This is a genomic window from Waterburya agarophytonicola KI4, assembly GCF_020640915.1.
GTDB classification, from domain to species: Bacteria; Cyanobacteriota; Cyanobacteriia; order Cyanobacteriales; family Xenococcaceae; genus Waterburya; species Waterburya agarophytonicola.
In genome coordinates this window covers 120020-145564 of the sequence record NZ_JADWDC010000004.1, presented here as the reverse complement: position 1 = coordinate 145564, position 25545 = coordinate 120020, and the positions used below count along the sequence as shown (strand labels likewise).

27 protein-coding genes are annotated in these 25545 nt (G+C 40.5%); 13 read left to right on the top strand and 14 right to left on the bottom strand.

Annotated elements, in window-relative coordinates; all coding sequences use genetic code 11:
* Both I4641_RS02965 and I4641_RS02960 read left to right on the top strand, forming a co-directional pair.
* On the top strand, positions 1-323 hold a 323-nt coding region (locus I4641_RS02965), incomplete at its 5' end, for a hypothetical protein (protein ID WP_229638957.1).
* A gap of 112 nt (positions 324-435) precedes the next feature.
* Positions 436-657, top strand: a complete 222-nt coding sequence (locus I4641_RS02960) for a hypothetical protein (protein WP_229638956.1) — start codon at positions 436-438, stop codon at positions 655-657.
* 206 nt (positions 658-863) lie between these two features.
* Here I4641_RS02960 and I4641_RS02955 read toward each other — a convergent pair whose 3' ends face one another.
* The 12 genes from I4641_RS02955 to I4641_RS02900 form a co-directional block, all read right to left on the bottom strand.
* A complete protein-coding gene (locus I4641_RS02955; protein ID WP_229638955.1) occupies positions 864-1274 on the bottom strand; it encodes a carboxysome distribution maintenance protein McdB in 411 nt (136 codons plus the stop codon).
* On the bottom strand, positions 1271-2068 hold the full coding sequence (locus tag I4641_RS02950) for a ParA family protein (protein WP_229638953.1): 798 nt from the start codon (positions 2066-2068) through the stop codon (positions 1271-1273). Before I4641_RS02950 ends, I4641_RS02955 begins: the two co-directional genes overlap by 4 nt.
* Before the next feature lie 445 nt (positions 2069-2513).
* A complete protein-coding gene (locus I4641_RS02945) occupies positions 2514-2804 on the bottom strand; it encodes a PepSY domain-containing protein (RefSeq protein ID WP_229638952.1) in 291 nt (96 codons plus the stop codon).
* A gap of 28 nt (positions 2805-2832) precedes the next feature.
* The gene (locus I4641_RS02940) at positions 2833-3393 is read right to left on the bottom strand and encodes a Spy/CpxP family protein refolding chaperone (protein ID WP_229638950.1); all 561 of its coding nucleotides are present in this window, start codon (positions 3391-3393) and stop codon (positions 2833-2835) included.
* A gap of 35 nt (positions 3394-3428) precedes the next feature.
* Positions 3429-3761 (bottom strand): hypothetical protein, encoded by a 333-nt coding sequence (locus I4641_RS02935; RefSeq protein ID WP_229638949.1) that lies wholly within the window; start codon positions 3759-3761, stop codon positions 3429-3431.
* A gap of 35 nt (positions 3762-3796) precedes the next feature.
* Positions 3797-4237 (bottom strand): heavy metal-responsive transcriptional regulator, encoded by a 441-nt coding sequence (locus tag I4641_RS02930; protein ID WP_229638948.1) that lies wholly within the window; start codon positions 4235-4237, stop codon positions 3797-3799.
* Positions 4238-4338: 101 nt separating this feature from the next.
* Positions 4339-5796, bottom strand: coding sequence for a multicopper oxidase family protein (locus I4641_RS02925; RefSeq protein ID WP_229638946.1), 1458 nt, complete (start codon positions 5794-5796; stop codon positions 4339-4341).
* Positions 5797-5801: 5 nt separating this feature from the next.
* The gene (locus I4641_RS02920; protein WP_229638945.1) at positions 5802-6380 is read right to left on the bottom strand and encodes a DUF411 domain-containing protein; all 579 of its coding nucleotides are present in this window, start codon (positions 6378-6380) and stop codon (positions 5802-5804) included.
* 67 nt (positions 6381-6447) lie between these two features.
* A complete protein-coding gene (locus I4641_RS02915) occupies positions 6448-9633 on the bottom strand; it encodes an efflux RND transporter permease subunit (protein WP_229638943.1) in 3186 nt (1061 codons plus the stop codon).
* Between the two features lie 52 nt (positions 9634-9685).
* A complete protein-coding gene (locus tag I4641_RS02910; RefSeq protein WP_229638940.1) occupies positions 9686-10120 on the bottom strand; it encodes a FixH family protein in 435 nt (144 codons plus the stop codon).
* Between the two features lie 105 nt (positions 10121-10225).
* Positions 10226-12013, bottom strand: coding sequence for an efflux RND transporter periplasmic adaptor subunit (locus I4641_RS02905; protein ID WP_229638938.1), 1788 nt, complete (start codon positions 12011-12013; stop codon positions 10226-10228).
* Positions 12014-12261: 248 nt separating this feature from the next.
* A complete protein-coding gene (locus I4641_RS02900) occupies positions 12262-12822 on the bottom strand; it encodes a manganese efflux pump MntP (protein ID WP_229638937.1) in 561 nt (186 codons plus the stop codon).
* A gap of 325 nt (positions 12823-13147) precedes the next feature.
* Between I4641_RS02900 and I4641_RS02895 the strand changes: the two genes are divergently transcribed.
* The gene (locus I4641_RS02895; RefSeq protein ID WP_229638936.1) at positions 13148-13867 is read left to right on the top strand and encodes a cytochrome b/b6 domain-containing protein; all 720 of its coding nucleotides are present in this window, start codon (positions 13148-13150) and stop codon (positions 13865-13867) included.
* A gap of 81 nt (positions 13868-13948) precedes the next feature.
* Here I4641_RS02895 and I4641_RS02890 read toward each other — a convergent pair whose 3' ends face one another.
* Positions 13949-14497, bottom strand: coding sequence for a DUF2808 domain-containing protein (locus I4641_RS02890; protein WP_229638934.1), 549 nt, complete (start codon positions 14495-14497; stop codon positions 13949-13951).
* 347 nt (positions 14498-14844) lie between these two features.
* Here I4641_RS02890 and rppA (I4641_RS02885) point away from each other — a divergent pair, with 347 nt between their 5' ends.
* The 3 genes from rppA (I4641_RS02885) (at position 14845) to I4641_RS02875 (ending at position 17897) form a co-directional block, all read left to right on the top strand.
* The gene (rppA, locus tag I4641_RS02885; RefSeq protein ID WP_229638958.1) at positions 14845-15531 is read left to right on the top strand and encodes a two-component system response regulator RppA; all 687 of its coding nucleotides are present in this window, start codon (positions 14845-14847) and stop codon (positions 15529-15531) included.
* 28 nt (positions 15532-15559) lie between these two features.
* Complete coding sequence (locus tag I4641_RS02880) at positions 15560-16951, top strand: sensor histidine kinase (protein ID WP_229638933.1); 1392 nt, start codon at positions 15560-15562, stop codon at positions 16949-16951.
* 322 nt (positions 16952-17273) lie between these two features.
* Positions 17274-17897: an NYN domain-containing protein gene (locus I4641_RS02875; protein WP_263858102.1), complete on the top strand. Its 624-nt coding sequence runs from the start codon at positions 17274-17276 to the stop codon at positions 17895-17897.
* 39 nt (positions 17898-17936) lie between these two features.
* On the opposite strand, the gene I4641_RS02870 is transcribed toward I4641_RS02875, so the two are convergent.
* Positions 17937-18740: a glutaredoxin family protein gene (locus tag I4641_RS02870; protein WP_229638931.1), complete on the bottom strand. Its 804-nt coding sequence runs from the start codon at positions 18738-18740 to the stop codon at positions 17937-17939.
* Between the two features lie 86 nt (positions 18741-18826).
* Here I4641_RS02870 and I4641_RS02865 point away from each other — a divergent pair, with 86 nt between their 5' ends.
* The 7 genes from I4641_RS02865 (at position 18827) to I4641_RS02835 (ending at position 25461) form a co-directional block, all read left to right on the top strand.
* A complete protein-coding gene (locus tag I4641_RS02865) occupies positions 18827-19072 on the top strand; it encodes a hypothetical protein (RefSeq protein ID WP_229638929.1) in 246 nt (81 codons plus the stop codon).
* Positions 19073-19436: 364 nt separating this feature from the next.
* Entirely contained in the window at positions 19437-20156 is a 720-nt protein-coding gene (rppA, locus tag I4641_RS02860; protein ID WP_229638928.1) for a two-component system response regulator RppA, read from the top strand.
* Entirely contained in the window at positions 20149-21498 is a 1350-nt protein-coding gene (rppB, locus tag I4641_RS02855; RefSeq protein WP_229638927.1) for a two-component system sensor histidine kinase RppB, read from the top strand. The genes rppA (I4641_RS02860) and rppB overlap by 8 nt, the downstream gene beginning before the upstream one ends.
* Positions 21499-21639: 141 nt before the next feature.
* Positions 21640-22035, top strand: coding sequence for an ArsR/SmtB family transcription factor (locus tag I4641_RS02850; protein ID WP_229638926.1), 396 nt, complete (start codon positions 21640-21642; stop codon positions 22033-22035).
* Positions 22036-22127: 92 nt separating this feature from the next.
* Positions 22128-24101 carry a heavy metal translocating P-type ATPase gene (locus tag I4641_RS02845; RefSeq protein WP_229638925.1) on the top strand — a complete coding sequence of 658 codons (1974 nt, stop codon included), beginning with the start codon at positions 22128-22130 and terminating at the stop codon, positions 24099-24101.
* 51 nt (positions 24102-24152) lie between these two features.
* On the top strand, positions 24153-24491 hold the full coding sequence (locus I4641_RS02840) for a SpoIIAA family protein (RefSeq protein WP_229638924.1): 339 nt from the start codon (positions 24153-24155) through the stop codon (positions 24489-24491).
* A 43-nt stretch (positions 24492-24534) separates the two neighbouring features.
* Positions 24535-25461 carry a vitamin K epoxide reductase family protein gene (locus I4641_RS02835; protein WP_229638923.1) on the top strand — a complete coding sequence of 309 codons (927 nt, stop codon included), beginning with the start codon at positions 24535-24537 and terminating at the stop codon, positions 25459-25461.
* Positions 25462-25545: the final 84 nt, after the last annotated feature.

The window sequence follows — 25545 nt, the reverse complement described above, 5'->3', positions numbered from 1 at the left end:
ATACTATGTCCAATTCTTCTAGCCCTTACACTGAAACCATTACCGATCTTCTACAACTTCTCAATGATGCTGGTATTATTTCCCCTGATAACCAAGAACGAGCTAAAGCGATCGCGCATGATTATCTCGGACGGCATTCTAGCTTTATCTCGATTACTTGGGACATTGATGATGTTAAAGGAGTAGCCAGCGATCGCAATCTCCAACTCACTGATGACCGTTGTTTAGATGTTTTAGATTATATCGAATCTAACCATGATGCAAATATCGGTATTTCCTGGGACTCTATTCACTTCGCCCTTGATTCAATGGATTTTGATTAACCTCTACCATTCACTCTCTACCTATGACATTTTCTGCTTCTAACCGACGTTCTTCTAAGCCTCCCACCATTAAACGCCCCCCCGATTCTAAAAAATACCTCTACTTTTCCTCATGAAATTGGACAACATTGATTTTGATTCTGCTGCTTACACCATCAACCAGGATGGCTCTTATCTTAATCAGCAAGATGGGCTTTGGGGTCTTTATGACTTCGGCGAGTCTCCCGATAATCCTATCGTTCCCTATACTTTCCCAACTCGAAACCAGTTAATCCTCTGGTACTTCAAAGATATGGGTTGGGATGTCAATCTTCACTCTTCTGAATTTTCGTAATATTGACCATACCAAAAATATTCATATCTGACTAATGCAGCATAGCTAAAACTTTATACGCAAAACAAATGCTTACAGCTTTTGATTTGTATAAATAAATAATCATATAAATCTACGATTATTTATTTAAAAATTGCTTTAATTAACAGATTGTTTAGATAAATAGCTGTTTATAAAACTAAAACTCTTAACAATTAATTTTATAGTTATTTAGAGTTATAGACATTAGCGGTCATTGTTTTAATTCTTCTTTTGGTAGAAGATAGTTTTCGTTTTGCTAATCGTGAAGCTGCATCTTCAACAATAGAATGATGAGCTTTGGAAGTTAAAGCATGATGTACGGCTGCTTCGATAAAAGTGTCCCAACTGACCTCTTTATGATGAAATAAATATTCGTCTAACTGATTCCGAACATTCACTTCTAAAGCTATAGATTTAGATTTGGCTGTAGTCACCAAATCCAAATCATCACTTTCTTTTTTTGCTGCTGCTTTTTTTGCTGGAGTGTCCGAAGTTGGAGAAGGCTGTTGAGAGAGATTAAATCCATCTTCCGACCGAGGAGGAACTTTTTTATCGGTCTTCTTTTTACTTAACTGATCGTATATATCGTCGGTCATACTAACTGTTCTGACTGTTCTAACTGCTCTAGCTGCTCTGCTAATACATCAAACGGATGAGAAAGCTCCCCAAAATCAATATCTTCTAGGGTAATATTTCGATTGACCGCTTTCTCTGGTTGAACTGATTCTACCCAAGGAGGTAAAAGTCGCTCTGGTTCAATCCTCGAAGATATCTGTTCTAATGCTTTTTTTCCTTCAATTGAACGATTCATACCGAATAAGCGATCGCGAAACGGTAATACTGCTAATAGTTTGGTGTTAATAATTTTAGAGTTATTCAAAGTTTCGATCGCATCGAGGGTTCGATCAAGACAAATCACACCTTTACTCTTCGTCTCTACAGGAACACAAACATAGTCAGAAGCTCCGATTCCTGTTTGGCAAAGTTGGCTTTTCTGAGGGGGAGTATCAATCAGACAGTAATCAAATTTGAACTCATTTTTTACTAAATCTAGCTGATTGCGTAATTTGACTATTCCAAATCCGCTAGAAGCTAGATAATCGTTAGCTATTTCTAGACCTTCATCACTGGGGATAATAAACAGATTTTTTACCTCTTCTACTGGATAGATACAGTCTGCAACGGAATTAAAATTTCCCTGAATAAATTCTAGGCAGCTAGGGTCATCGCGGTCCACATTTACTCTTAAGTAAGTAGATAAGTTGTGCTGAGGGTCTAAATCCACAACTAAAACTTTATGTCCTTTGGAAACTAGTTTCTTGCCCAGAAAATAAATTAAAGTTGTTTTTCCTTGTCCTCCACTCAGACTGGTCGAAGTTATGGTTAGCAAAGTTCTTCAATCCATTTGTAAATTCCACTAAATACTAGCTTAACTATTTATTTTGTCAATACTTTGTTTTTATATGTAAACATTAATTTATGTATTAGCTTAAATACTTAATTGTTTTATTCTTAATTTACTTAATTGTTTATTTATATAAATTAAAAGCCAAATAGCTTTTCCTGTATAAATTCTCTATCTACTGTGAATCAAATGAGCGATCGCACTAATAATTCTATTGCTGCTGTTCTTAAAGATAGAAGAGCTTAGGGGAAAAAAGAAAATTAGGAGTACTGATTAAAACTTTGATGGCTGATTACGGGGGTTATCAAAGGCTGGTGTTTATCGATATTTGAATGAATAATTTGAGGTTACTAATTTATGTCATTAACTAGAAAGATTTAGTATAATTTGACGATCTTTAATAATTACCAATTAAATGAAATATTTAGCATTATTTATGCAGCTTTCTGATTTTTCTATTGATTTGTAGCCACATCGTAATTCCAGTGATAGCTAAAAACAAAACTCCAAAAGCATTAATTAAGGGATAAATAAGCTCTAGATCGATAATACCAAACTTACCTCGGTGTAATTCCAACAGCCAAAGATAATCTGCACTTTTATCTGTGATTACTGCTACCTGAAATAGCGAACCTGTAATCGCTGTCAAAAAGATTGGCAAAAACATAATCGGGGCAAGAATATAATGAAAATGGCGTAAACGGGCTTTATTAATTGCCATAAAAAATAATAAGTATGTTTAGATTAGATTACTCTTCTGCCTCGTAACCTCGGAGTTGATTGTATTTTTGAATTTGTTCGACAGATAAAAGCGGATTAATGTTTAGATGAGCTTGCAGATGAGTTTTTCTTAATTCTCCATAGAGTTGTGACAACTTGTTAGTTGCTCTTTTCAATTCATCATCGCTAATTTTTCCTGAAGCAAATGCTTCACTTAGTTTCTGCTCCTTATTTACTATGGTTTGTCCGAGACTTTTCGCTTGAGACTGCATCTGTGCAAAAGCCACTTCAATTTCTTCAGTCTGTTGGGTAGATAGGTTTAGTTCAGAGCTTAAATCTAAAACGTGACGCAAGCCTGGATAGCCATTAAGTTCAGCCATGCGAGCATAGCCAGAACCTCTGCCGTTAAGAAGATTGTCAACTTCTGACGAACTTAAACCCTGTACTGGAGAGTCTAATTGCTCTGCGTAAGGAGAACGAAAACTATTATGTTGCTCACCATGTTGATGTTGTTGAGCAAAGACTGTAGTGACGCTTACTAAAGACGTAGCAATTCCTATTAGAAAGTAGGTAATTATTCTTTTATTCATTTTGAGTAAATAGATAAAGTGGCGATCTATAAAACCTATTTATGCAGCCATTTCTTCAATCCAAACAACAAGAATGGACTGGCAATTAATAAAGTAAAAATAGATTCTCCAAACCCAGGAAATAAAGTAGCTCTAGCCAAGATAGGCAAAGATTGAGTTTCTGTAACGGGTAAAGCTTCTGTTTTACTTTCTGGAGCTTCTAATATCTGTTTTTCAGAACTTAATTTGCCTTCAGGTAGGACAGTTTTGGAATTAGTGTTTGGCTGTTTATTAGGTTTATTCTCAATAGTCGATCCCTTTGATTGTTCGACGGGATTAGATTTTTGATGGGTAACTCCGTTATGGGCAATTAAAGACTGAAAACTCATTGATTTACCTAGAATGAAAAACGACAATAGATGCCTTAGTTTGGTGGTGCAGAATCTAAAGACACACTAGAAATTAGGGGACATACTTCTTGAGAGTCCGATTCGGGATTAGGGTGATTAACCCAGCTTGTACGGTATTCTTCCAGTTCCTGCTTAAACAAGCTCATCTTCTTAATTTGAATCTCTAGTTGCCCGATTTTGTTGTCTAGTAAACTTTGTACCAAACCACAAGGTTTTTCACCGCGATCGCGTACATCCAGAATGGTCTTAATTTCTTCAAGACTAAATCCAATAGCTTGAGCTTTCTTGATAAACTCAACTTGTTTACTCGCATCCTGGCTATAGTAGCGATACCCGTTATCGCCTCTTTGTACTGGTTGCAGCAGTTCCATATCGCTGTAATAACGTAAAGTTCCTACAGCCAGATTTGTTTGTTTTGCCAGTTCGCCAATTTTGAGATTGGGTGTTTTACTCATAATGGTTGCGATGTTTTTCTATCAATTTATTTGTAACACTCTAGTTAACTGTAGAGTCAAGTATTTGGTTAAACGATTGAATGACAAATATCTACAGATAATTAAGCCTCAATCATCAAATTACCCATCATGCCTAAATCCTCGTGGTCGAGAACATGGCAGTGATAGACAGTTTTACCCGCAAAATCTCTAAAAGGAATGCGAATGCGAACAGTTTCACCTCTTTTAACCAGCACCGTATCTCGCAAAGCCAGTAAAGATTCAGGTTGACCATTACGACTAATAATTTGAAAAGCATTGCCGTGAATATGAAAGGGATGATCCATAACTCCCGTATTAATCAATTCCCAATCTTCGATAGTGTTGAGCTTTACTTGAGTATGAATTACGTCGTGGTTGTAAGGTTCTCCGTTAATTAAAAAAGCCATACCAACCGCAGGACTCATGCCGTGATTGAGTTCAAAGCGTCTCACTGTCTGGGGTTCTGGTAATGCAGAGATAGAATTAAGTTTGCTAGGTAAAGCCATAGATTCAACTGCATATTCATAGTTGACCGTTGCCAATGTTATTGGCTCATCTCGGTTATTTCTGCCCATCATTCCCCTACCGCCCATCATGCCCATGCTACCTCTGTCATAGGGTAAATTGAGTAGGCTATACTGTCCCGATTCTTTATCTCCTCTTATTAAAACATCGGCTCGTTGTCCTGGTGTTAGTAGCAATTGGGCTACTTCAATTGGTTCGCTCAAACTATTACCATCGGTAGCAATTTGATAGAAAGAATGGTCTTCTAAAGCTAGTCGATAGAAACGGGAAGGAGAAGCATTAAGAATACGTAAGCGTAATAGTCCACCTTTAGATAGAGCAATACTGGGGTTTATTCGACCATTAATAGCAATTAACTCTCCTTCTCGCCCCATCATGAGAGACATATGTGCTGAGTTTGTACGCTTTCCATCTGCGTTAATGGAGAAGTCTTGGAGTACCAAAAACTCTTCTTGGGCTGCTTTAAGTTCGGGAATTTCATCATCTTTACCCCGCACGATAAATAAACCCGCTAGCCCACCAAATAGTTGTTCTGCAACTAAACCATGCAGGTGCGGATGATACCAAAATGTACCCGAAGGATGATTGTTGGGGATTTGAAATTCGTAGGTGAGTTTTTTTCCTGATTCTATTTCGAGAAAGACATTATCGGCATTACCTGTCAGGGGAATATGCAGCCCGTGATAGTGGATGTTAGTGGGCTGCTGGAGATTATTGGTAAAGTAAATGCGAACTTTATCCCCTGGTTTAGCTTCCAAACGCGGTGCAGGAATCTGTCCGTTGTAAGTTAAAAGAGATGCCTGTCTTCCTGCCAACTCGACGATACGTTCCCTAGCTTCTAAATCCAGTTCTAACAAACCGTCATTACTCTGATAAATAGGAGTAAGATCGACAGATGATTGAGGTACGGGCTGACTTGAGATAGTTTCTTGGCGTAACCAATTTCCTGCTATAGCTACCCCTGCACCTCCTATACCCAAGGCTATAAACTGACGACGGTTGAGTTTAATCACGACTTTTAGTAGGACTCGTATTCGTTGAATACTTCCACTTCTCCTTTATCGTTGAACGCTAATACTTGAAATGGTTGTTTAATATCCTTAGCTTCCATTCCTGGCGTACCGATGGGCATTGCTGGTACGGCTAATCCGACCATATTGTCGGGTTTCTCAGCCAAGAAACGTTTAATATCATCAGCAGGAATGTGTCCTTCCATGACATAGCCGTCAATAATAGTCGTGTGGCAAGATGCTAGTTCTGGGGGAACATTGTGCTTCTGCTTCAACGCTTCCATCTCATCGGTTTTGATATCTTCAATTGTGAAGCCATGTTTTTGAGCGTGGTCTACCCAAACGCCACAACAACCGCAGGTAGGAGAGCGATAAACGGTCATCTCAGTTGTTCCTGAGTAATCTGCTTCGGTTTCTTTGTCCCAAACGCTGACTAGAGTAGCTTGTGCGGTATCTTGGGCAATCGCAGAATTATTGACGCTGACTGCTTTATTAGCTCCTTGAGTAGAAGTAAAATAGTATGCTCCACCTAGAACGGCTGCAACAGCGATGGAAGTAACGGTTATTTTAGATAATAGTTTTGACATAGTTAATTCTATTTATAGTGATTTGTTGATGAGATTTCTATTTTAAACTCTCTAGTCAGCTAGAGAGTCAAGACTCTACTTGAGGTAGTCGTTTGCGAGAAGAACGTGACTTTTTCCGTAATCTACCTAACCCCTGAGTAATGTCATCAACGAAGGTATAAACAATGGGAATCACAATTAGAGTCAGCAAGGTAGAAACAGTCAGTCCACCTAAAACTACTGTAGCAATGGGAGAATAAGCATCCATGCCAGTTTCGGGATAAAAAGCCAGTCGCACTATCACGATCATAGTAGTCAAGGTGGTCATAAAGATCGCTTTGAGTCTTACTGGTCCCGCTTGGCGTATGGCTTCGGCTCTGGGTACTCCTTCTTGTCGCTTAGTAAGGATGAGTTCGAGTAGCAGAATGGCAGAAGAAACAGAAATCCCAGAGAGAATAATAATTCCCAGAATGGAGACAGAAGAAAGAGTTTGTTGGGCTAACATTAACGCACCAAATACCCCAATTAACTGTAGGGGAATAGATAGCATCATAACTAAAGGTTGGATAAATGAGCCGAACTGAATTACTAAAATTAAGTAAATCAGAACAATAGAAACGATTAAACCTTTGAGCAGACGATCGAATTCAATCATCATATCGGTCATATCTCCCATCGAATCTAAACCGTAGCCTGGAGGAAAATCTAATTCTTCACCAGCCTTCATTGCGATCGCCATTGATAAATCCATCGAAGCAGGACTAGACTTACGATAGTAACCGTTGACATAAACTACTCGCTTACCGTTTACGTGTTCGATTAAAGTTGGACCATTTTCCCGCTTTAACGTCGCAACGGTACTGAGGGGTACTTGCTGTCCGTTAGGAGTAGTAATATAGGTAGCTGCGAGGTTTTGAGCATATGCGCGATCGCTTTCTTGGTATCGAACCAATATGTCATTCTGTCTCAGGTTGGGACGGTTATAGTATTTGCGAGTAAATCCACCATTAAGAGCGTAACGGGCTTGTTCGGCTACTTGTTCGATGTTCAAGCCCAATTCTTGAGCGCGACGGCGATCTATCTGGAGTTGATATTCGGGTTGAGATAATGACGAACTAGTATGCGCCATGACTAGCCCAGGAGTGTCTTTGGCAATTTCTAGTACCTTATCTGCCAAAGGATAAAGAATATCCAAATCTTCACCGTATACGGCAATTTGGATTGGTGCAGCAGAAGTAGCCATCACATCTACACCCATCTCTTTAATAGCAATGCGCCGTAAACCTGGAATAGTGCGACGGGCTTTATTTTCTACCCCATCCATAATCTGCCAAATATCACGGTTACGTTCGTTCAAATCTTTGAGAGTGACAACGGAGGAAGCTGTATTGACGCTACCCATGCTGTAACCACTAAAGTAGGTACTGTTGCGGGTAATTTCAAAGCCGACATTAGAAGATACTTTTTCGACTTCAGGCTGTTCTAACAGTATCTCCTCAAACTGTTGTGCTACTAGGTTTGTGCGTTCAAAAGATGCTCCTGCTTCCAGTTCGATAGTGGCGGTAAACTGCCCCGAATCTCCCAAGGGCATCATCTCTTGAGGGACAAAGGGATAAAGAGCAAAGGCTAACACAACAGTAGCAGCTGCGAGCGCTAAAGTAATTTCTCGATTTCTCAGGCAAATATCTAGTAACCAGCCGTAACCCTTTTCTAACGCCTGAAAACCTAAACGGAAGGGAGATAATAACCATTGCAACCATGTCTGACGATTGTTTTCTGTTTCGCCAATCGGCTTAAGAAAAAAGGCTGCCAAGAGGGGAATTAAAGTAATTGAAACTACTAGCGAGGCGATAAAGGCAAACACCATCGGCAGAATTAACCCTGCAAACATCAACCCCGTTAAACCTCCCGATAAAATAGTCGGTAACAAGGCAGCAATCATCACACAGCTAGCAGCAGCACTGGCTAAAAATACTTCTCCTGTACCTTGGATAGCTGACTGTCGGGGAGTTTTACCTTCTTTTAACTTGCGATCGATAGAGTCAATTACAATAATCGAATCATCCACCAGTTTTCCTATTGCCATCATCATCCCCACCAGAGTTGAGGAATTGAGGGACATCGAAAAAGGAATAAACGGCAGCATCGAAAGAGCCAGAGTAGTCGGGATAGAAATCATGACGATCGCCGTTGCCCGAAAATCTTCTAAAAATAGCAGGATAACTAACCCCGCTAGTGCCACACTAATTAACAGTTCTCCCGTAGTGCTATCTTTGATTAACTCAACCAAAAAGGAATTATCATAAGCCACTTCAAATTCAAGCCCAGGATACTGAGATTCGATTTTCTCTAGTTCTTTTCTAACTCTGGCAATCACTTGTGGAGAACTGGAGTCGGGTTTTTGAATGACGTTTACTGCCAAAGCGGGTTCGCCATTGTAACGATAGGCACTGCGACGCTCTTCGTAAGTATCTTTTACCTGAGCCACATCTCTAACATAAACAATCTGTCCCTCTATTTCCAAGATCGGATAATTCTTAACTACTCCAGCATTAAGAGCGCGATCGTCAGCACGGACTAAAATCTCCTCTCCCCCCTGAGTTAATACCCCCGCACCCTTACTAACGTTATTATTATCGATCGCATCTCTAACTTGAAGAATCGAAAGTCCGTAGGCTGCTAACTTCTGGCGATCTACGTTTACCTGTAGCTGTCGGCGATAACCGCCTGTAATAAATACTGACTGGACATCCTGCACGCTCGTCAGGCGATCGACCAAAGTATTATCGGCAAACTCTCTTAGCTTTACCCGATCCCAACCTTCAGCTTTTAGTGCCAAAGTTAGGACGGGACGATTTAAAGGATCGATGGGCAATACCCAATAAGAACGGGTATTAATCCCATCAATAGGTAAGTCTCCCTCTGCCGACTTCATTACACTTTGTACATCTCGAACTGCCTTATCTACATCTCCACCCCAGGCAAACTGCACCGTTACGATAGATAAATCCTGCTGGGAACTAGAACGTACAAAACGCACTCCGTCGAGGACAGTCATGCGCTGTTCGATGGGTTTGCTGATATAGGTTTCTACTTCTGTTGGCGATGAACCAGGAGTCCTAGTAATTACTGCCACCAGAGGACTCTGTACATAGGGCATCATCCGCACGGGGATAACGATTAAGGTTAGAACAGAGAGAATCAGCACCCCAATATACAGGGCAACGGTAATAACGGGATTGCGGATTGACCAACGGGTAAAAAACGTTTTCATGAGGTGGAGGATTTGGACAGATTAGATAGCTGTGTGAATTAAAAGAATCAAACTATTTAACTTCAAAAGAAAACTCTTGATTTGCCTGATATTGAGGGTCTTTAACGCTGGCAACTACGTTCCAAGTTCCCTGCATTCCGAAATAGGTAGTAGCTTTAAAACGTCCTGGTTCTTCTGCTGGTGTCACCTCAACCTTGCCCATCATGTCTGACATACCGTCCATTGGCATCATCGCGCTAACATCTAAGCTCTCTACTTTGACTGGTTCGCCGTTACTATCCACTACTTCTAAAATCATCTGCGCTTCACCCATCGGAATTTCTGTTTGGGGATCGGGGCTGACTAGATTTACGGTAGCGGTACTATCCTGTTTATTTTGAGCCTTCTCCGTTGGAGCGGTAGAAATAACGTTAGTATCACTTTGAGCGGGGCTACAGGCTAAAGTGAGAAAGCTTAAAGGAAGTAAGATTAAGATTAGTTTTTTCATGGTTGGTATTTTTGTTAGTAGATAAAAATTTGTATGGGTAAACTGTCCCTGTCTGGGATAGTTGGTTTTATGGACTGAGGGAAAAACTTGTGCAGCTTTGAGTTGCTACTGAACTTTGACGGTAAACTCTTGCTTACCTCTATTTTTCGGGTCTTTGACTTGGGCAGTAATTGTCCAATCCCCTTTCATACTGAGATAGGTATCGGCTTTAAATCTACCTGTCTTACCGTCTGGCTGAACTTCTACGGGGGCAGACATCGGTGCCATGTTTTTCATTGGCATAGACGCGCTCATTTCTAGGTCTTTAATATCCAATGGTTGACCCTGAGCATCTTTTACTTCGATTACCAGTTGGGCATCCCCCATCGCTACCTCGTTATTGTCGGGGCTGATTAACTGAATTTGAATATCTTGAGTAGCAGCTTTATTAGATGCGATAGGTTGTTCGGACTGGTTAATTATCGCTATGGGGGCATTTTCTACCAAGCGATTTTGACCCGAAGTTACTACCGCTTGTCCCGATTCTAAACCACTGGTGACTTCTACCCTTTCTCCCGTTGACATTCCCAAAGTAACTGGTTGGGCTGTTACCGTATCCCCTTCGACTACCCAAACTGAAGGCTGGTCTTGAAATTCCACTACCGCAGCTTGAGGAACGGTAATGGCACTGGGTTTACGGGCGGTGAGGATCTTCATTTCGAGGAACTTACCAGACAGTAATTGCCCATCGAGATTATCGATAACCGCCTCTACAGTTACCGTCCGAGTTTGACTATTAGCTTGGGGAAAGATGCTGGTAATTTTTCCTTTGATTGGCGCAATGTTACTACCAGGAACAGTAGCAATCACTGTCGCCCCAGGACGAATATTAACCGCATCGCTTTGAGCGACGTTAGCCTGTAAGCGTACCCGATTGTAGTTGCCGATTTTGACTATGCCCATACTCGGTTGAACCACTACCCCAGGATCGGCGTTCCGTTCCTGCACGATGCCCGAAATGGGAGAAGTAATGGTGGTGTAACCCTGCATCACTTTGGCAGTATCGACTTTAGCTTTAGCTTGATTAATCTTGGCGCGGTTATTAGTTACCATCGCTGACATCCTCGCCAATTTCACCCGTGCTTGCTTGAGGGCAGCTTCTTTACTTCTGACTTCGCTATCTACTACATCAAACTCATCTTGGGAAATCACCCCATCCTTGACCAGTCGGGCAAAGCGGTCTTTTTTTAGGTTGAGATAGTCGAGATCGGCTTCAATCTGGGCAATCGCGCTTCTCTGTTCATCTACCTCAATCTTGCTCATCTCCAGGTCAGTTTCCATCGTGCTAACCTCTGCTGCTGCTTCAGCGACACCCGTAGTCAACTCTGAAGCATCTAAGGTAGCTATAGGCTGTCCTGCGGTAACGCGATCGCCTGGGTAAACCGAGTAGTTTGTCAGTTGTCCCGCCACACGGGGATAAACCATAATTTCTTCATAGGGTTTAATCGTTCCCGTATAGCTCACGCTGGCTTCTAATACCTGGGGTTTGACGGTTTCTACTCGGACAGGATTGGGATTAAACGAACCATCTACCGCCATCATCTCATCATGAGACATATTGCCATGATCCATTCCTTCCATCTCTGCCATTGAGCTAGAAGGCTTGAGGTGGTTGGTTAATACCAAAATATTTCCTGTCAGCAGGGCGAAAACGCCCAGTCCCAAAAGGGTTTTGCCAAGTTTAAAATTGGAGGCTGATTCCTGTTGAGAATCGGTTTCTGTTAATTTATCTGGTTCGACAGTTGAAGGATACGTAACCTCTTCGGTTACGCGATCTGATTTTAGAGAATCTTCTGGTGAGTTCTCATTATCATCTGACATTGACCCTTGAGTTTTTGTAGTATTTGCGGTCATCGGCAAAGTTTCAAGCTAAAGTCGTATCTTCAAACTAAGATGACATAAGAGTATTAAATCAGTATGAAATCTCTTGAGTTGGCTGTAGATTAGAAACTTGAAATAAGACAGAACCGATTAAACTACTCGTCCCAACAGTAAGTAGTATCAATCTGACAATGTGAAATAAATGCCAGCGATCGCTCTTAAAGATAAGTCATCGACTAAAGAATAAAGGCTATTAATACGTTTATTGTATTGATACCGATTCAGGCAGTTAAATGTTCAAATAATATTTTGCTACCGATAAATATCAAAATCAATCCCCCCATAATTTCAATTTTATTATTTAGTTTATCGCCAATTTTATGACCAATAAAAACTCCAACAAAAGATAAACAAAAAGTGATTATACCAATTAAACTTGCTGCTAAAATAATGGAACTTTTTAGTAAAGATAGTCCTAAACCAGCAGCCAAGGCATCGATGCTAGTTGCGATCGCCAGAACTAACAGAGTGTAGGAATCTAGGGGGTTAAATTTTTTGCCCTCGCTTTCTAATTGGCATGATTCATAAATCATCTTGCCTCCAATAAAGCTCAACAACCCAAAAGCAATCCAATGGTCATAATCGGCAATAAGATTACTAAAATTAATCCCTGCTCCCCAACCAATTAAAGGCATCAAACATTGAAAAGCACCAAAAAACAAAGCAATTTTTAGAGCTTTATTAATTTTAATTCTTTGTATTAGCAAACCACTCGTAAGAGAAACAGCAAAGGCATCGGCTGCTAGCCCTAAAGCTAAAAAAGTTGTTGAGGTTAAATTCATTAATTATGATTTAAAGTGTTTTAACAATCTTAAATTGTCTATTATTATAAATGTTAGAACTGACTTTTTATTCTCATATTTTTTTCATTTTTTCCCTATTGTCAGTAATTGCTGACATTTGCTAAGCAGGCGTGCAAAAACTATGTGCTTGAGATATAAATCAAGAAGAACAGTTAAAACCTTTGAGAATTAGCACTCTCTTTCTCAATAAAACTTCTTTCCCAATTACTGAATCGAACTATTACAGTTTAAACAAATTCTGCTGGTTAGACTCTCACGTTAGACTAAAAAATAACTTATAAATAATTCATGATAAGCAAATTTTATGTCGGCGAAATTTACAAGTCCTTATCAACCATTCTTACTACGTATTCTTCACGGTTTAACTGGCTTATTTGCGCTCGCAGCCATAATTACTGCTTTTTGGACTTATGATGTTTATGATGGACGTTGGGGGAGAATTCCGTTACCTAGATATACAGAAATTGAGGGTATTCATGGGACATTTGGGTTATGGACTTTATTGATCTTTCCTCTATTTGTTGTCTATGCTTTTCATCAGGGTCAACGAAGACTAATTCAGTCAGATTCAATTAATAAACTGACTCAATTTGGACAACCAATCTGGTGGTATACTCTGCATCGCTTAGTTAATACTTTGAGTATTTTCGCACTAACTTTTGCTGTTTTTTCTGGCAAGATGATGGATGAAAAGTGGCTACCTCAAGGAGAACTTAATCATACCTGGTATTATGCCCATCTCATTTCTTGGCTAATTTTATTAACTTGTATCTCACTTCATTTATTAATGAGTGTTAAAATCGGAGGTCTGCCCTTAATCTTATCAATCATTAATTGGCGATTTCGCAGTAAAGATAGTCCTGCTTTGTGGAAAAAACATCTTTCTCAATGGCGTTCTAATTTAGGGTTTGAGAAAGTTAAGCAATGGCTATTATTTATCTCTTTGCTTAAAATAATAGAACTTTTTGTCTTAATTACTATTGTTTTAGCCTGGATAATTTCGCTAATCAAAGAAATTGGTTGAGTTAATAATCCTCAAGAAAAAAATTGCGGCGATCGTCGTAGCTGATAGACTATGCCCGATCGCTCTCGTTCTTTAAAAAGATTATTCGGTAATGTGAATTCGACCAGAACCAAGGTATAAACCTGGACTATTTTCTCCATTAGGATAGGCAGCAATACCAAATAGATATACTCCGTCCACAGAAGGATTCTGCTTTGGTTTGACGGATATTGTGACTGTATTTCCTGGCTCTACAGGAGTATCAAAGACAACGGTGGTTTCTCCAGGCTGAGACTCTCCTCCCACCGCAGCCAAAGGAATATTATCACCTGATAAACTGCTACCCAGTGAAGCCTTTGATTTGTCTGTTTTAAAAATAACAGTATCGGAATTTTCTTTCTGAGTAATCTTGACCGATTTTAGAGCCTCTCCTGCATCTTCGGGAACTTCGATTGTAAATTGATATCTGGCTGCTGAATTATTACGACTGTTAAAATTGGCAGCAGCGCGAGTGAGATTAAGAGAACTTTCAAAAGCTCTTCTTCCATCAGTTAGTTCCACGGCTCTTGAGGGTTTTAGAACTAAAGAATTAATCCCAATTGATAAAGTAGAAATTGTCAATGCAGAAGATACAAATACATTTTTTAGCACAGTTATTATCCCAAAAGTTACAAATGTTTGCTTATTTAGACCTTGTGCTATTACAGCTTCAACTCAAAAAACAGCCTTTAAATCTGTTTTTTTGCTTTAAAAATCGGCTCAGTAATTTTTTTTATAAATTAACTGATTCAATGAATACGTAGTAACAAAGCAAGGTATAAATCTATTAATTGCAACTTTGACATACGACAATTAAATCGGAATGAAATAAGAAAAAAAGCGGAGAAAAAAAATATTTCATCTTCATTTAATAAATCCATGACAGAATAAATAGTTACAGTTTTGAGCAAATAAGCTTGCCTCAAAATAGTGTTGATGACCTAGAACTAATGTCCTGTATGAGAATATTGCTAGTTGAAGATGAACCAGATTTAGGTGCTGCGATTAAGCAGAGTTTAAACCATAGCAATCACGTTGTAGATTGGGCTGTAGATGGTCTTGATGCTTGGGATTTCTTTAAACTAAAAGAATATCATCTGGGAATTTTTGACTGGCTATTGCCTGGAATGTCGGGAATAGAATTAACCAAGCGGGTTAGGCAACAGCAAAAGGCTTTACCCATACTGATGTTGACGGCAAAAGACAGCATGGAGGACAAAATAACTGGCTTGGACGCAGGGGCAGATGATTATCTAGTTAAACCCTTCGATATGCCAGAACTATTAGCAAGATTGAGAGCTTTACAGAGAAGAACCCCTCAATTACAACCTAAAAGATTGCAGGTAGGTAATCTCAGTTTAGACTACGCTACTAATACCTTTTGGCTGCAAGAAGAATCGGGAGAACAGCAGGTATTGCTAACGAAAAAAGAATTTCAGCTACTAGAGTATTTTATGCAGCATCCCGAACAAATCGTTACCAGCGAACAGCTTTTAGATCGCCTGTGGGAATTTGGTGCAGAACCACCTAGTAACGTAGTAGCAGCCCAGGTATGTTTGTTAAGGCGCAAGTTAACCAAATATGGATGCGATGAGATGTTAGAAACAGTTTACGGTTTGGGCTATTGTTTCAAGCCTCAAGCATAATCGGGAATTTTTAAGTTAACCTTTTGATGTGAAGCAAAACCGACTTTTTTCTAAATCTCGCTGGCGATTGGCTACCTGGTATGCAGCAATCCTGAGTATAGTCTTGTTTATCTGTGCTTTGGGATTTTATGAAGCTGTTGCCCATGCCCATCGTATTACCATCAACCAGGAATTAAAATCGGTAGCGGGGACTCTACACGACAGTCTGTTACCCGTTCTCAAACAGCCAGGTGAAATAGAACCTGAAGTAAAAGAATTATTGCCAAATACCTGCCTCGTCGAAACAGATTGCTACAGGCGCGATCGCTTTCAATCTCTGCGATTAGGAGTAATCGGGCAAGATAAATATTATTTACGTCTTTTCGATCTAAGTGAAAAATTAGTAGCGGTAGCAGGAATGCAGCCCGAATTACCTCAAGTGTCTAATCAGCAGGAATGGGAAACCCTAAGCAATGCTGAAGGTACTCGCTATCGACAAATTTCTTTTCTCTTACACACTCAGCGAGGTAAGAACTGGGGTTATCTTCAAGTTGGTAGAAGTCTGCAAGATTTTGATACTTATGTTGGTAATGTCAGATGGTTGCTGCTGCTGGGAGTGCCTTTGGTAGTGTTAATGGTAGCAGGGGCTAGCTGGTGGTTATCTGGATTAGCGATACGCCCTATTTACCAATCCTATCAGCAGATGCAGCAGTTTACCGCCGATGCTGCCCACGAACTCAGAACCCCCCTCGCAGCTATTCAAGCTACGGCTCAATCCGATCTGATGCTACCCAATCTATCTGAGAATAAAGCCAAAGATACCCTCAAAAGTATCGTGCGTCAGAACAAGCGATTATCTTATTTAGTGGCAGATCTATTAATCCTGTGTCGTATAGATAAGGACACGTCACCTGGGGTTGCCCCAGGTGCGCGAGATGTCCGTGGTGAGATAAATAGTAATACCTCCCACGAAAAGAGAGAAAAAATTGCTTTGGCAAACTTAATTATTGAAGTAGAAGAAGATTTGGCAGCCCTAGCGATGGCTTCAGAGATTGAGCTTAGTTCCCAGATAAAAATATCTCAACCTGTAGAGATAGTCGGCGATCGCACTCAGCTATATCGTTTAATTACTAATTTAGTTACTAACGCGATTCAATACACCCCAGCAGGGGGAACAGTAACATTGAGTGTGATAGAAGAACATAATGATGTGGTAATTAGTGTCCGCGATACGGGCATTGGTATTGCAAAAAAAGACCAGAAGCGTATCTTTGACCGTTTTTATCGCGTAGATAAGGCTCGCTCCAGAAGTAAGGGCGGTTCTGGGTTAGGGTTAGCTATTGCTCTTGCGATCGCTCTAGCTCACAATGGCAGTCTGGAAGTGCAAAGCGAGTTCGGGAAAGGAAGTAGGTTTGTGACTAAATTACCTAAGAGTAGCTGAAGTAATATTGAAATTCTGCAAGCGTCAAAAGATAAAGTGGCAAATACAGTTGTTAGGTGGTAATATATATATACAACTCCCCAACATTATGTTGGTTGGGTATCCTACATGGATACCTGTCACAAAAGAATTTAAAAAACCGTTCTAGCAATTTGTTAGAGCGGTTTCTCATTTCAGCGAAGCTACAACTACATAAGCAAATAAACCCGAAAAACTTCAGATTACATAAAATTATCTAGACCGAATCCGATTTATTTTCAGAAACTCCAAAAAACTGAATATATAATTGGTGTTTGGTGTATCGTAGATTGATAAAATAATTTTGGGTAATCGCAGCATAGTTTACATAGATGGATTCAATTTTTACTATGGCGTAATGAAGAATAGTAATGATAAATGGTTGAATCTCGAACACTATTTCCAATTGCTTAGGCAAGATGATGATATTCAAAAAATTTATTACTTCACAGCCAAAGTAAGTGGCAATGCCCAAGTAAGACAAGATATATATTTTCAAGCTCTACAAACTTTAAATTTGGTACAAATAATTTATGGTTTGTACAAATCTAGACAAAGAAAATGCAGAGTATCAAACTGTACAAATCCACAAAAAAGCTACTCAGATTACGAAGAAAAACGCACTGACGTTAATATTGCTCTACAAATGCTTGACGATGCTTATCAAAACAACTGCGATCGCATAATAGTTGTTTCTGGAGATTCCGATTTAGTTCCTGCTGTAGAGCTAGTAAAACAAAGATTTCCTAAAATTCAAGTAACGGTCTATATTCCCTCTCGACATCCGAGAAGAGGTGCTGCCACTGAGCTAAGAAATGCAGCAGATAAGAATAAGACCTTGCCGACAGTACTGTTTAAAAATACACAATTTCCTAACAGCTTGATAAACAATTCAGGACAAACAATTAATAAACCTTCAAGTTGGTAAGAATGAGATTAGATTGATTATCCCTACTATAACTTATTGCTAATTACTAGCATCCTGCAATCTAACCACAGCAGCAGGTTCGGCTTCTTTAATTTTGGTTGTTTCAGCTTCCCCTGTAAAAGTATTGAACAGCAGAACTCCCCCCATGACTGCCATAATCGCATTCTCGGCAAAGCTAACAACACCTAATGGGGTTCTCGAACCTCCACCAACACAGGCACAATTTAGGTCTAGCTTATCGATATAGACTGCTTTGAATACCGAAATCCCACCACTTACACCGATAAATAAAGAAGTGATTCCCGTTGCTATGGGTGCAACCCCCGATAAAAAGCCCAATCCAATTGCCAGTTCTGCGAAAGGATATATCTTGGCATAGGGTCTAATTTTTTTAGTTATCAGATCGTATTTCTCAAATCCCTGGGCAAAAGATTCGATGTCCATTAGCTTTAGGGTAGCTAGCAAGGACAAAGAATAACCCATAAAGCCAGTAATACCCAACGTCGTAGCTAAAGCCATCAATCCTGCCGTGGAAAATACAGCGATGACAGGAACATATGAGGTTTCTTCTTCTTCCTCTTCTACCTCGACATCTAACTTTTCTGCCAAATCGGTATATCCGCCAATACGTTCGTCACCTGCAAAAATCTGAGGCGTAGTATTCACATTATGCTTGGCTTTAAAAGCGTCTATTTCTTCACGCGATCGCAGTTTATGATCTTCAAAATCAATCCCTTGTTCTTCAAGTAGATTGACTGTCTTTACTCCCCAAGGACATTCATGTTCTGGGGTAAGCATTCTGTAGACTCTGACTTTTTCTTGTTTTAAGGTGGCACTATTCATCTTGTTTAATCTATGTATAAATTGGGAATTAAATTTAGTCTAAACCCTATAGTCAACTGTAGAGTCAAGGGTATGCTTGAGCTTTTTTGGGAAATACCAAATGGAAGCATAATTACTGGCTGGTAAATACTCGCGCTTCGACAGCCAGTAACGGTCAAAGCTTATGCGGATGCCATCTGACTGCGAGAGAGGCTCTCGGTCAGAGAGCATCTCTAATCGCAGTGTTGACGGCAAGATTCAGCACTTGCACCATATCGCTATTGAGACAGGCGGTAGCGCAGTTTTCACAGTCTTTTAGACAAATCCAAGCAAGCCTGAATACAGGAGTCTAGATTGGATGATTGAGTTTGAGTAGCAGTCATAATTTTCTTTAATTCAATACGGTGTAGTTATCTATAATATCTAAGCTATAGGGCTTGAATTACATCAGCATCTTTCTAATGAATGAATTGCAATTTATGACTGTAGAGAGAAAGTAATTTCATCATTTTTTCATTTTTATATCTTATGTAAGTAAAAAGATTATTAATAATTTTTCGGCAATATGAGTGCTTTAAAAATCAAAATATATACTTTAGTCGATTAAAATAATTACTATTTACTCGACAATGAATAACAGATTATTAAAAAAACATTGGTCTGACAAATTAGATTTTAAATAACAACGTTGGCAGAATTTAATAGGTTATATGATAAATGCGAATACTTTTAGTGGAGGACGAGCCAGATTTGGGTACAGCCCTCAAAGATATGTTGAATCAACATAACTACGTAGTTGATTGGGTAAAGGATGGAGGTGAAGCCTGGAACTATCTGGAAACTAAGTGGACTAATTATCACGTAGCGATCTTTGACTGGATGCTGCCTGGATTATCGGGTGTTGAATTATTACGACGGTTGAGAAAACAAAACAGTCCTTTACCCGTGTTGATGTTGACCGCTAAAAGTGCGGTAGAAGATAAAGTGACGGGCTTAGATAGTGGTGCTGATTATTATTTAGTCAAACCCTTTGGCATGGCAGAGTTACTGGCTGTCATACGGGCATTACAAAGGCGATCGCCCGAACTCGCACCTGCAAAGTTAAGTTTGGGTTGTCTGTCTCTCGACTATAGCAATAACTGCGTCTGCGTTTGCAATCCTGAAGAGGGGGAAAAAGAAGTTCCTCTAACCAGCAAAGAATTTCAACTACTAGAATATTTTATGCGTCACCCCGATCGCATTGTCAGTCGCGACCAGATTTTATCGCAGATTTGGGATTGGAATGCCGAAACCATGAGTAATGTAGTGGCTGCCCAGGTTAGGTTGCTAAGACGCAAACTAGCACAGTGCGGTTGTGCTAACCCAATTGAAAGTATTTATGGTTTGGGCTATCGATTTGATTCTCATCCCCGTTTAGCTCAAGATAGTGATGAATAGAAATTTACTGTTTAGTAAAACTCGTCGTCAGCTAGCAATCTGGTTTGTCAGCGTGATGGCGATAATTCTAATTGTCTGCGAATTCAGTCTGGATCGCGCCCTCTCTCAAGCATACAAAGCTACTTTAGATCGCGAATTAACTTCTGTTGCGAATACTCTGCACAATGGGTTTGTCACTATCCTCGATCGTCCAGGAACATTAGAGTCGAATGTAAGTAATTTATTACCAGATATTTGTCCTTACAGCGATGATTGCTATGAGTCAGATAACTCCTCATTGATGCCTGTCGAAGCAATTTACAAGATTGAATATTATGTGAGCTTACTGAGTTCTGAAGGAAATCCTGTAGCGATCGCAGGTAAACGGATTAAATCTCTACCTCTAACTCCCACTAAATCTGAATGGCTGGAACTATTGGATGACGATGGTTTCCCCTATCGACAAACCACTTTAACTCTACACACCAAAGATAATCTCGTGTGGGGATATCTTCAGGTAGGGCGATCGCTTGAAGAGGTAAAGAAATACACCAGTACGATGAGGCGAGTGCTAATCGTAGGATTCCCGTTTATTTTGAGTTTGATTGCTGTTGGGGCGTGGTGGCTAGTTGGTAAAGTCATGCAACCGATTTATCGTTCATACCGTCAGATACAGCAGTTTACCGCCGATGCTGCCCACGAACTGAGAACCCCTTTAGCTGCGATTAGAGCGACGGTAGAGTCTAGCTTAATGAAACCAAGACTAACGGACGCTAACGCTAGAAATACTCTACAAACTGTAAGCAGACAGAATCAAAGGTTATCGCAAATTGTCTCCGATCTGATGATATTAAGCCGTTTAGACCGCCAATTATCAGGTGTCAAAAGTTCAAATGAAATCGAATCTGTCATCCTTAACGATTTAGTTAGCGACATAGCAGAAGAATTCGCTGCCTTGGCTATTTCTGCCAATCTGCAATTAAAGCAGCAAATTAATACATCCCAAAACCTTACGGTAAAAGGGAACTCGGAACAGTTATACCGTTTAGTATCCAATTTAGTTATCAATGCCATCAAATATACCCCTAGTTCGGGGGAAATAACGATAATTCTCGAATCAGAACACAATGAAGCTGTAATTCGCGTCAGAGATACGGGAATTGGCATCGCCCCACCAGAACAAAAGAAGATATTCGATCGCTTCTATCGGGTCAATAGCGATCGCTCTCGGCAAACAGGTGGTTCGGGATTGGGTTTGGCGATTTCCAAGGCGATCGCTCTAGCACACAATGGTAGTATCGAGGTACAAAGCGAGATTAATCGAGGAAGCAGTTTCATAATCAGACTGCCTAAATATCACTAAAAAAGCATGAGCGATCATTTTATTTGTTCATCTGAATAGACACTCAAGTTTAAAATGAGTATCATTATCATAAGAGCAAACCCAAAAATCTATTAACCCAGCATTGTTATTAACAAAGCCGATCGGGGTTAGAGTCTACAAATGAGCAAAGCTAGTAAATCAAAAAAACAATCCTCTCCAGAATCAAGCGCACCAACTTGTGATTCGCCTTTAGTTCACATAGAGCAAGTACGTCAGGTGCAGTCTGAAATCGTTACCACAGAGAAAGCACAGCAGATGGCTCAGTTTTTTGGGGCAATGGCAGATCCCCATCGGCTCAAACTTCTTTCGGCTTTGTCTAGTACCGAACTTTGTGTCTGTGACTTGGCAGCAGTAGTTAAGATGAGTGATTCTGCTGTCTCTCACCAATTGCGGTTGCTAAGAAATCTTCGCTTAGTCAAGCATCGCCGTGAAGGTCGTAATGTTTACTACAGCCTAGCAGACGCGCATATTGCCAATCTATATCGGGAAGTAGCCGAGCATTTAGACGAAGTTTAATTCTTTCTTCCATTGCTAAATTAGTTTTTTTTGGATATTATCTGAACAAGTACTCAATTGTTCAAATATAAAACTGTTTAAATGTTTAGATAATGTCAAACCAACATTCCCCTGGTTGTTGTTCTACCGATGAAAGTCATAATCACAGTCACGGACACGACCACAGCCACGAACATGGTGAGTTTAATTTACGTCGAGAGCTAATACCCCTTAGTATTGCTTCCGTTCTATTTCTGGTCGGGTTGATCTTTAACCAGCCTTTACACGATACTCCTAGTGCAATCGCCGAGTATGCAGTTTTAATTCCTGCCTATTTAATAAGTGGTTGGAGTGTTTTAACCAGTGCGGGACGTAATATACTGCGGGGTAAAATCTTCGATGAAAACTTTTTGATGACCATTGCTACTTTAGGAGCGATCGCGATTCACGAAATACCCGAGGCTGTAGCGGTGATGCTGTTTTTCCAGATCGGAGAACTGTTTCAGGGTTTTGCCGTCGGACGATCGCGTCGTTCGATTAAGGCATTATTAGAGGTTCGCCCAGATACGGCAAACTTAATTATTGATGGAGTAGTTAGGGAGGTTGATCCCGAAAAAGTTGAAGTCGGAGATACGATTGTTATCAAGCCAGGGGAGAAAGTTCCTTTAGATGGGGAAATATTGTCGGGAAGTTCGCAGGTAGATACTTCGGCACTTACAGGGGAATCTGTACCTCGCACTGTCAGAAAAGGGGAAACAATTCTAGCGGGGGTAATTAACCAAACAGGTAGTTTGACCGTTCGAGTCACCAAACTATTTGCCGAATCTTCCATCGCTAAAATTTTAGATTTGGTAGAAAACGCTAGCAGTAAAAAAGCCCCGACAGAGAAATTTATTACTCGCTTTGCCCGTTACTATACTCCCGTAGTAGTTTTTCTTTCTTTAGCAGTTGCTATATTACCGCCTTTATTAATTCCCGACCAAACCAGCGAACTGTGGATTTATCGAGCATTAGTCTTGTTGGTTATCTCCTGTCCCTGTGGATTGGTTATCAGTATTCCTCTGGGTTACTTTGGTGGAGTTGGTGGTGCAGCTAAAAGAGGAATTTTAGTCAAAGGTTCGACTTTTCTTGATGCTTTAACCGATGTCAGAACGGTAATTTTTGATAAAACGGGAACGTTAACCGAAGGGGTGTTTCAAGTAACTCAGATAGCACCGTACAACGGCTATAGCGAAAAAGAAGTATTAACCACTGCTGCGATCGCCGAATCTCAATCAAATCATCCCGTAGCGCGATCGATTGTGGAAGCCTACGACAACGAAATTGGCGCGTCTGACATTACTCTTACCAATTCTGATGTCACTGATTATGAGGAGATACCAGGACACGGTATAAGAGCCAAAGTTAGGGGGATGGAGGTTTTTGCAGGAAACGATCGCCTGTTACACAAAGCCAATATCGACCACGATACCTGCAACGTTGAAGGTACGGTAGTTCACCTAGCTATAGATAGGAAATATGCTGGCTATATCCTAATCGCCGACAAAATCAAATCAGATGCAGCAATCGCGATCGCCCGACTCAAAAAAGCGGGAGTTACCGAAACCGTAATGCTGACGGGAGATAACCGAGTCGTGGCTCGGAATGTTGCCGATAAACTTGGTTTAGATACCTACAAAGCCGAATTACTCCCAGAAGATAAAGTAGACGCGATCGAGCAGTACCTTCGTCAGTCGGATAAAAAAAGCAAAGTGGCGTTTGTGGGGGATGGGATTAACGATGCACCCGTAATTGCAAGAGCCGATGTAGGAATGGCAATGGGGGCATTAGGTTCGGATGCAGCGATTGAAACTGCCGATGTGGTGTTAATGGACGATGCCCCTTCCAAAGTAGCAGAGGCAATAGTTATCGCTCGTAAAACCCACTCTATTGTCTGGCAAAACATCATTCTGGCAATGGCAGTTAAAGCACTCTTTATTTTACTCGGTGCGATCGGCTTGGCGACTCTCTGGGAAGCGGTATTTGCCGATGTCGGGGTTGCATTATTAGCGATTTTCAATGCGAGTCGGGTTTTGAAAGTTAACTGAAGTTGAAAACAGTAAATACAAAAGCAATTAGAATCACAAATGTATAAATTAATGAATCAAAGTTCGGAAAAAGTTATCGGGATTAAAGTGAGCGAAAAACTCACGGAAAAAGATTTTGAAACTCTAATCCCACTGCTAGAAGAAACGATTCGCAAACAAGGAAAGATCCGCTTGGTTTGGGACATGGACAACTTTGAAGGTTGGAATTTGGATGCTCTCTGGCAAGATTTAAAATTTGACACTAAACACAAAGACAACATTGAACGCCTTGCTTTGGTCGGCGATAAACAATGGGAAAAGTGGATTTCACAACCCACAAAACTATTCTTTGAAGCTAAATACTTCGATCGCGACCGCGCTACTGAAGCCTGGAATTGGGTTCGAGAATAAATCGGTTATAGCAGTTAAGTAAAAGGTTGATGTGAGGTTTTTAATGAGACGAAGAGGTTCTACTCCCTGGATTTATCGATGGTCGCGTCCTTTGATGGCAGGAATCGCCAGCATTGGCGCGGTGGGAACGGGATATTTGACAGTAATTAAACTGACCCAAGGAACGGCAGCTTGTCCGACGGGTGGTTGCGATGTGGTGCTATCGAGTCCTTATGCCACTGTGTTTGGTTTACCCCTGACTCTCTTTGGTTTTTTGGGCTATTTGAGCATGATTGTTTTTGCCATCGCGCCTCTGTTGCTAACTTCTCCGAAGAAAAAGAAACTACGCGCCAATATCGAACAGTGGACGGGTTTATTGCTGTTTCTGGGGGGAACGGCAATGGTGGTGTTTAGCAGCTATCTGATGTATTTACTCGCCTTTGTCATCAAAGCTCCCTGTATGTACTGTATAGTCTCTGCCGTATTTTCAGCCTGTCTGTTTATTTTGTCGATTATCGGTCGCTACTGGGAAGACATCGGAAAACTGTTGTTTTCGGGGGTAATCGTAGCTCTGGTCGTCATAGTAGGAACGCTGGGGGTGTATGCCAACGTTAATAATCCTCGTGTTGAAGCTGAACCCACTAATGGCTATGCCATTTCTACTACTTCTAGTGCTGCCGAACTCGGTCTAGCAGAACATTTAAAGCAGATTGGGGCAAAAATGTATGGGGCTTTTACCTGTCCTCACTGTCAGAATCAAAAACAGCTATTTGGTAAAGAGGCAGCAGCTCAATTGAATTATATTGAGTGCCATCCCCAGGGAGAAAATTCCCAACCTGACCTTTGTATGAAAGCGGGTATTCAGGCTTTCCCCACCTGGGAAATCGAGGGGAAATCGTATCAAGGAGAAAAAACGCTAGCAGAATTAGCAGATTTATCAGGCTATCAGGGCGATCGCAATTTCGCTAACGCTTCCGAACACGATCATTAATGCTATTGTTTCCAAGACAGTTTTATACTTTTAAACCAAATGATCGAGAATTTTTTGCTGAAGACTAAGCGGTGGTTTTTCAGC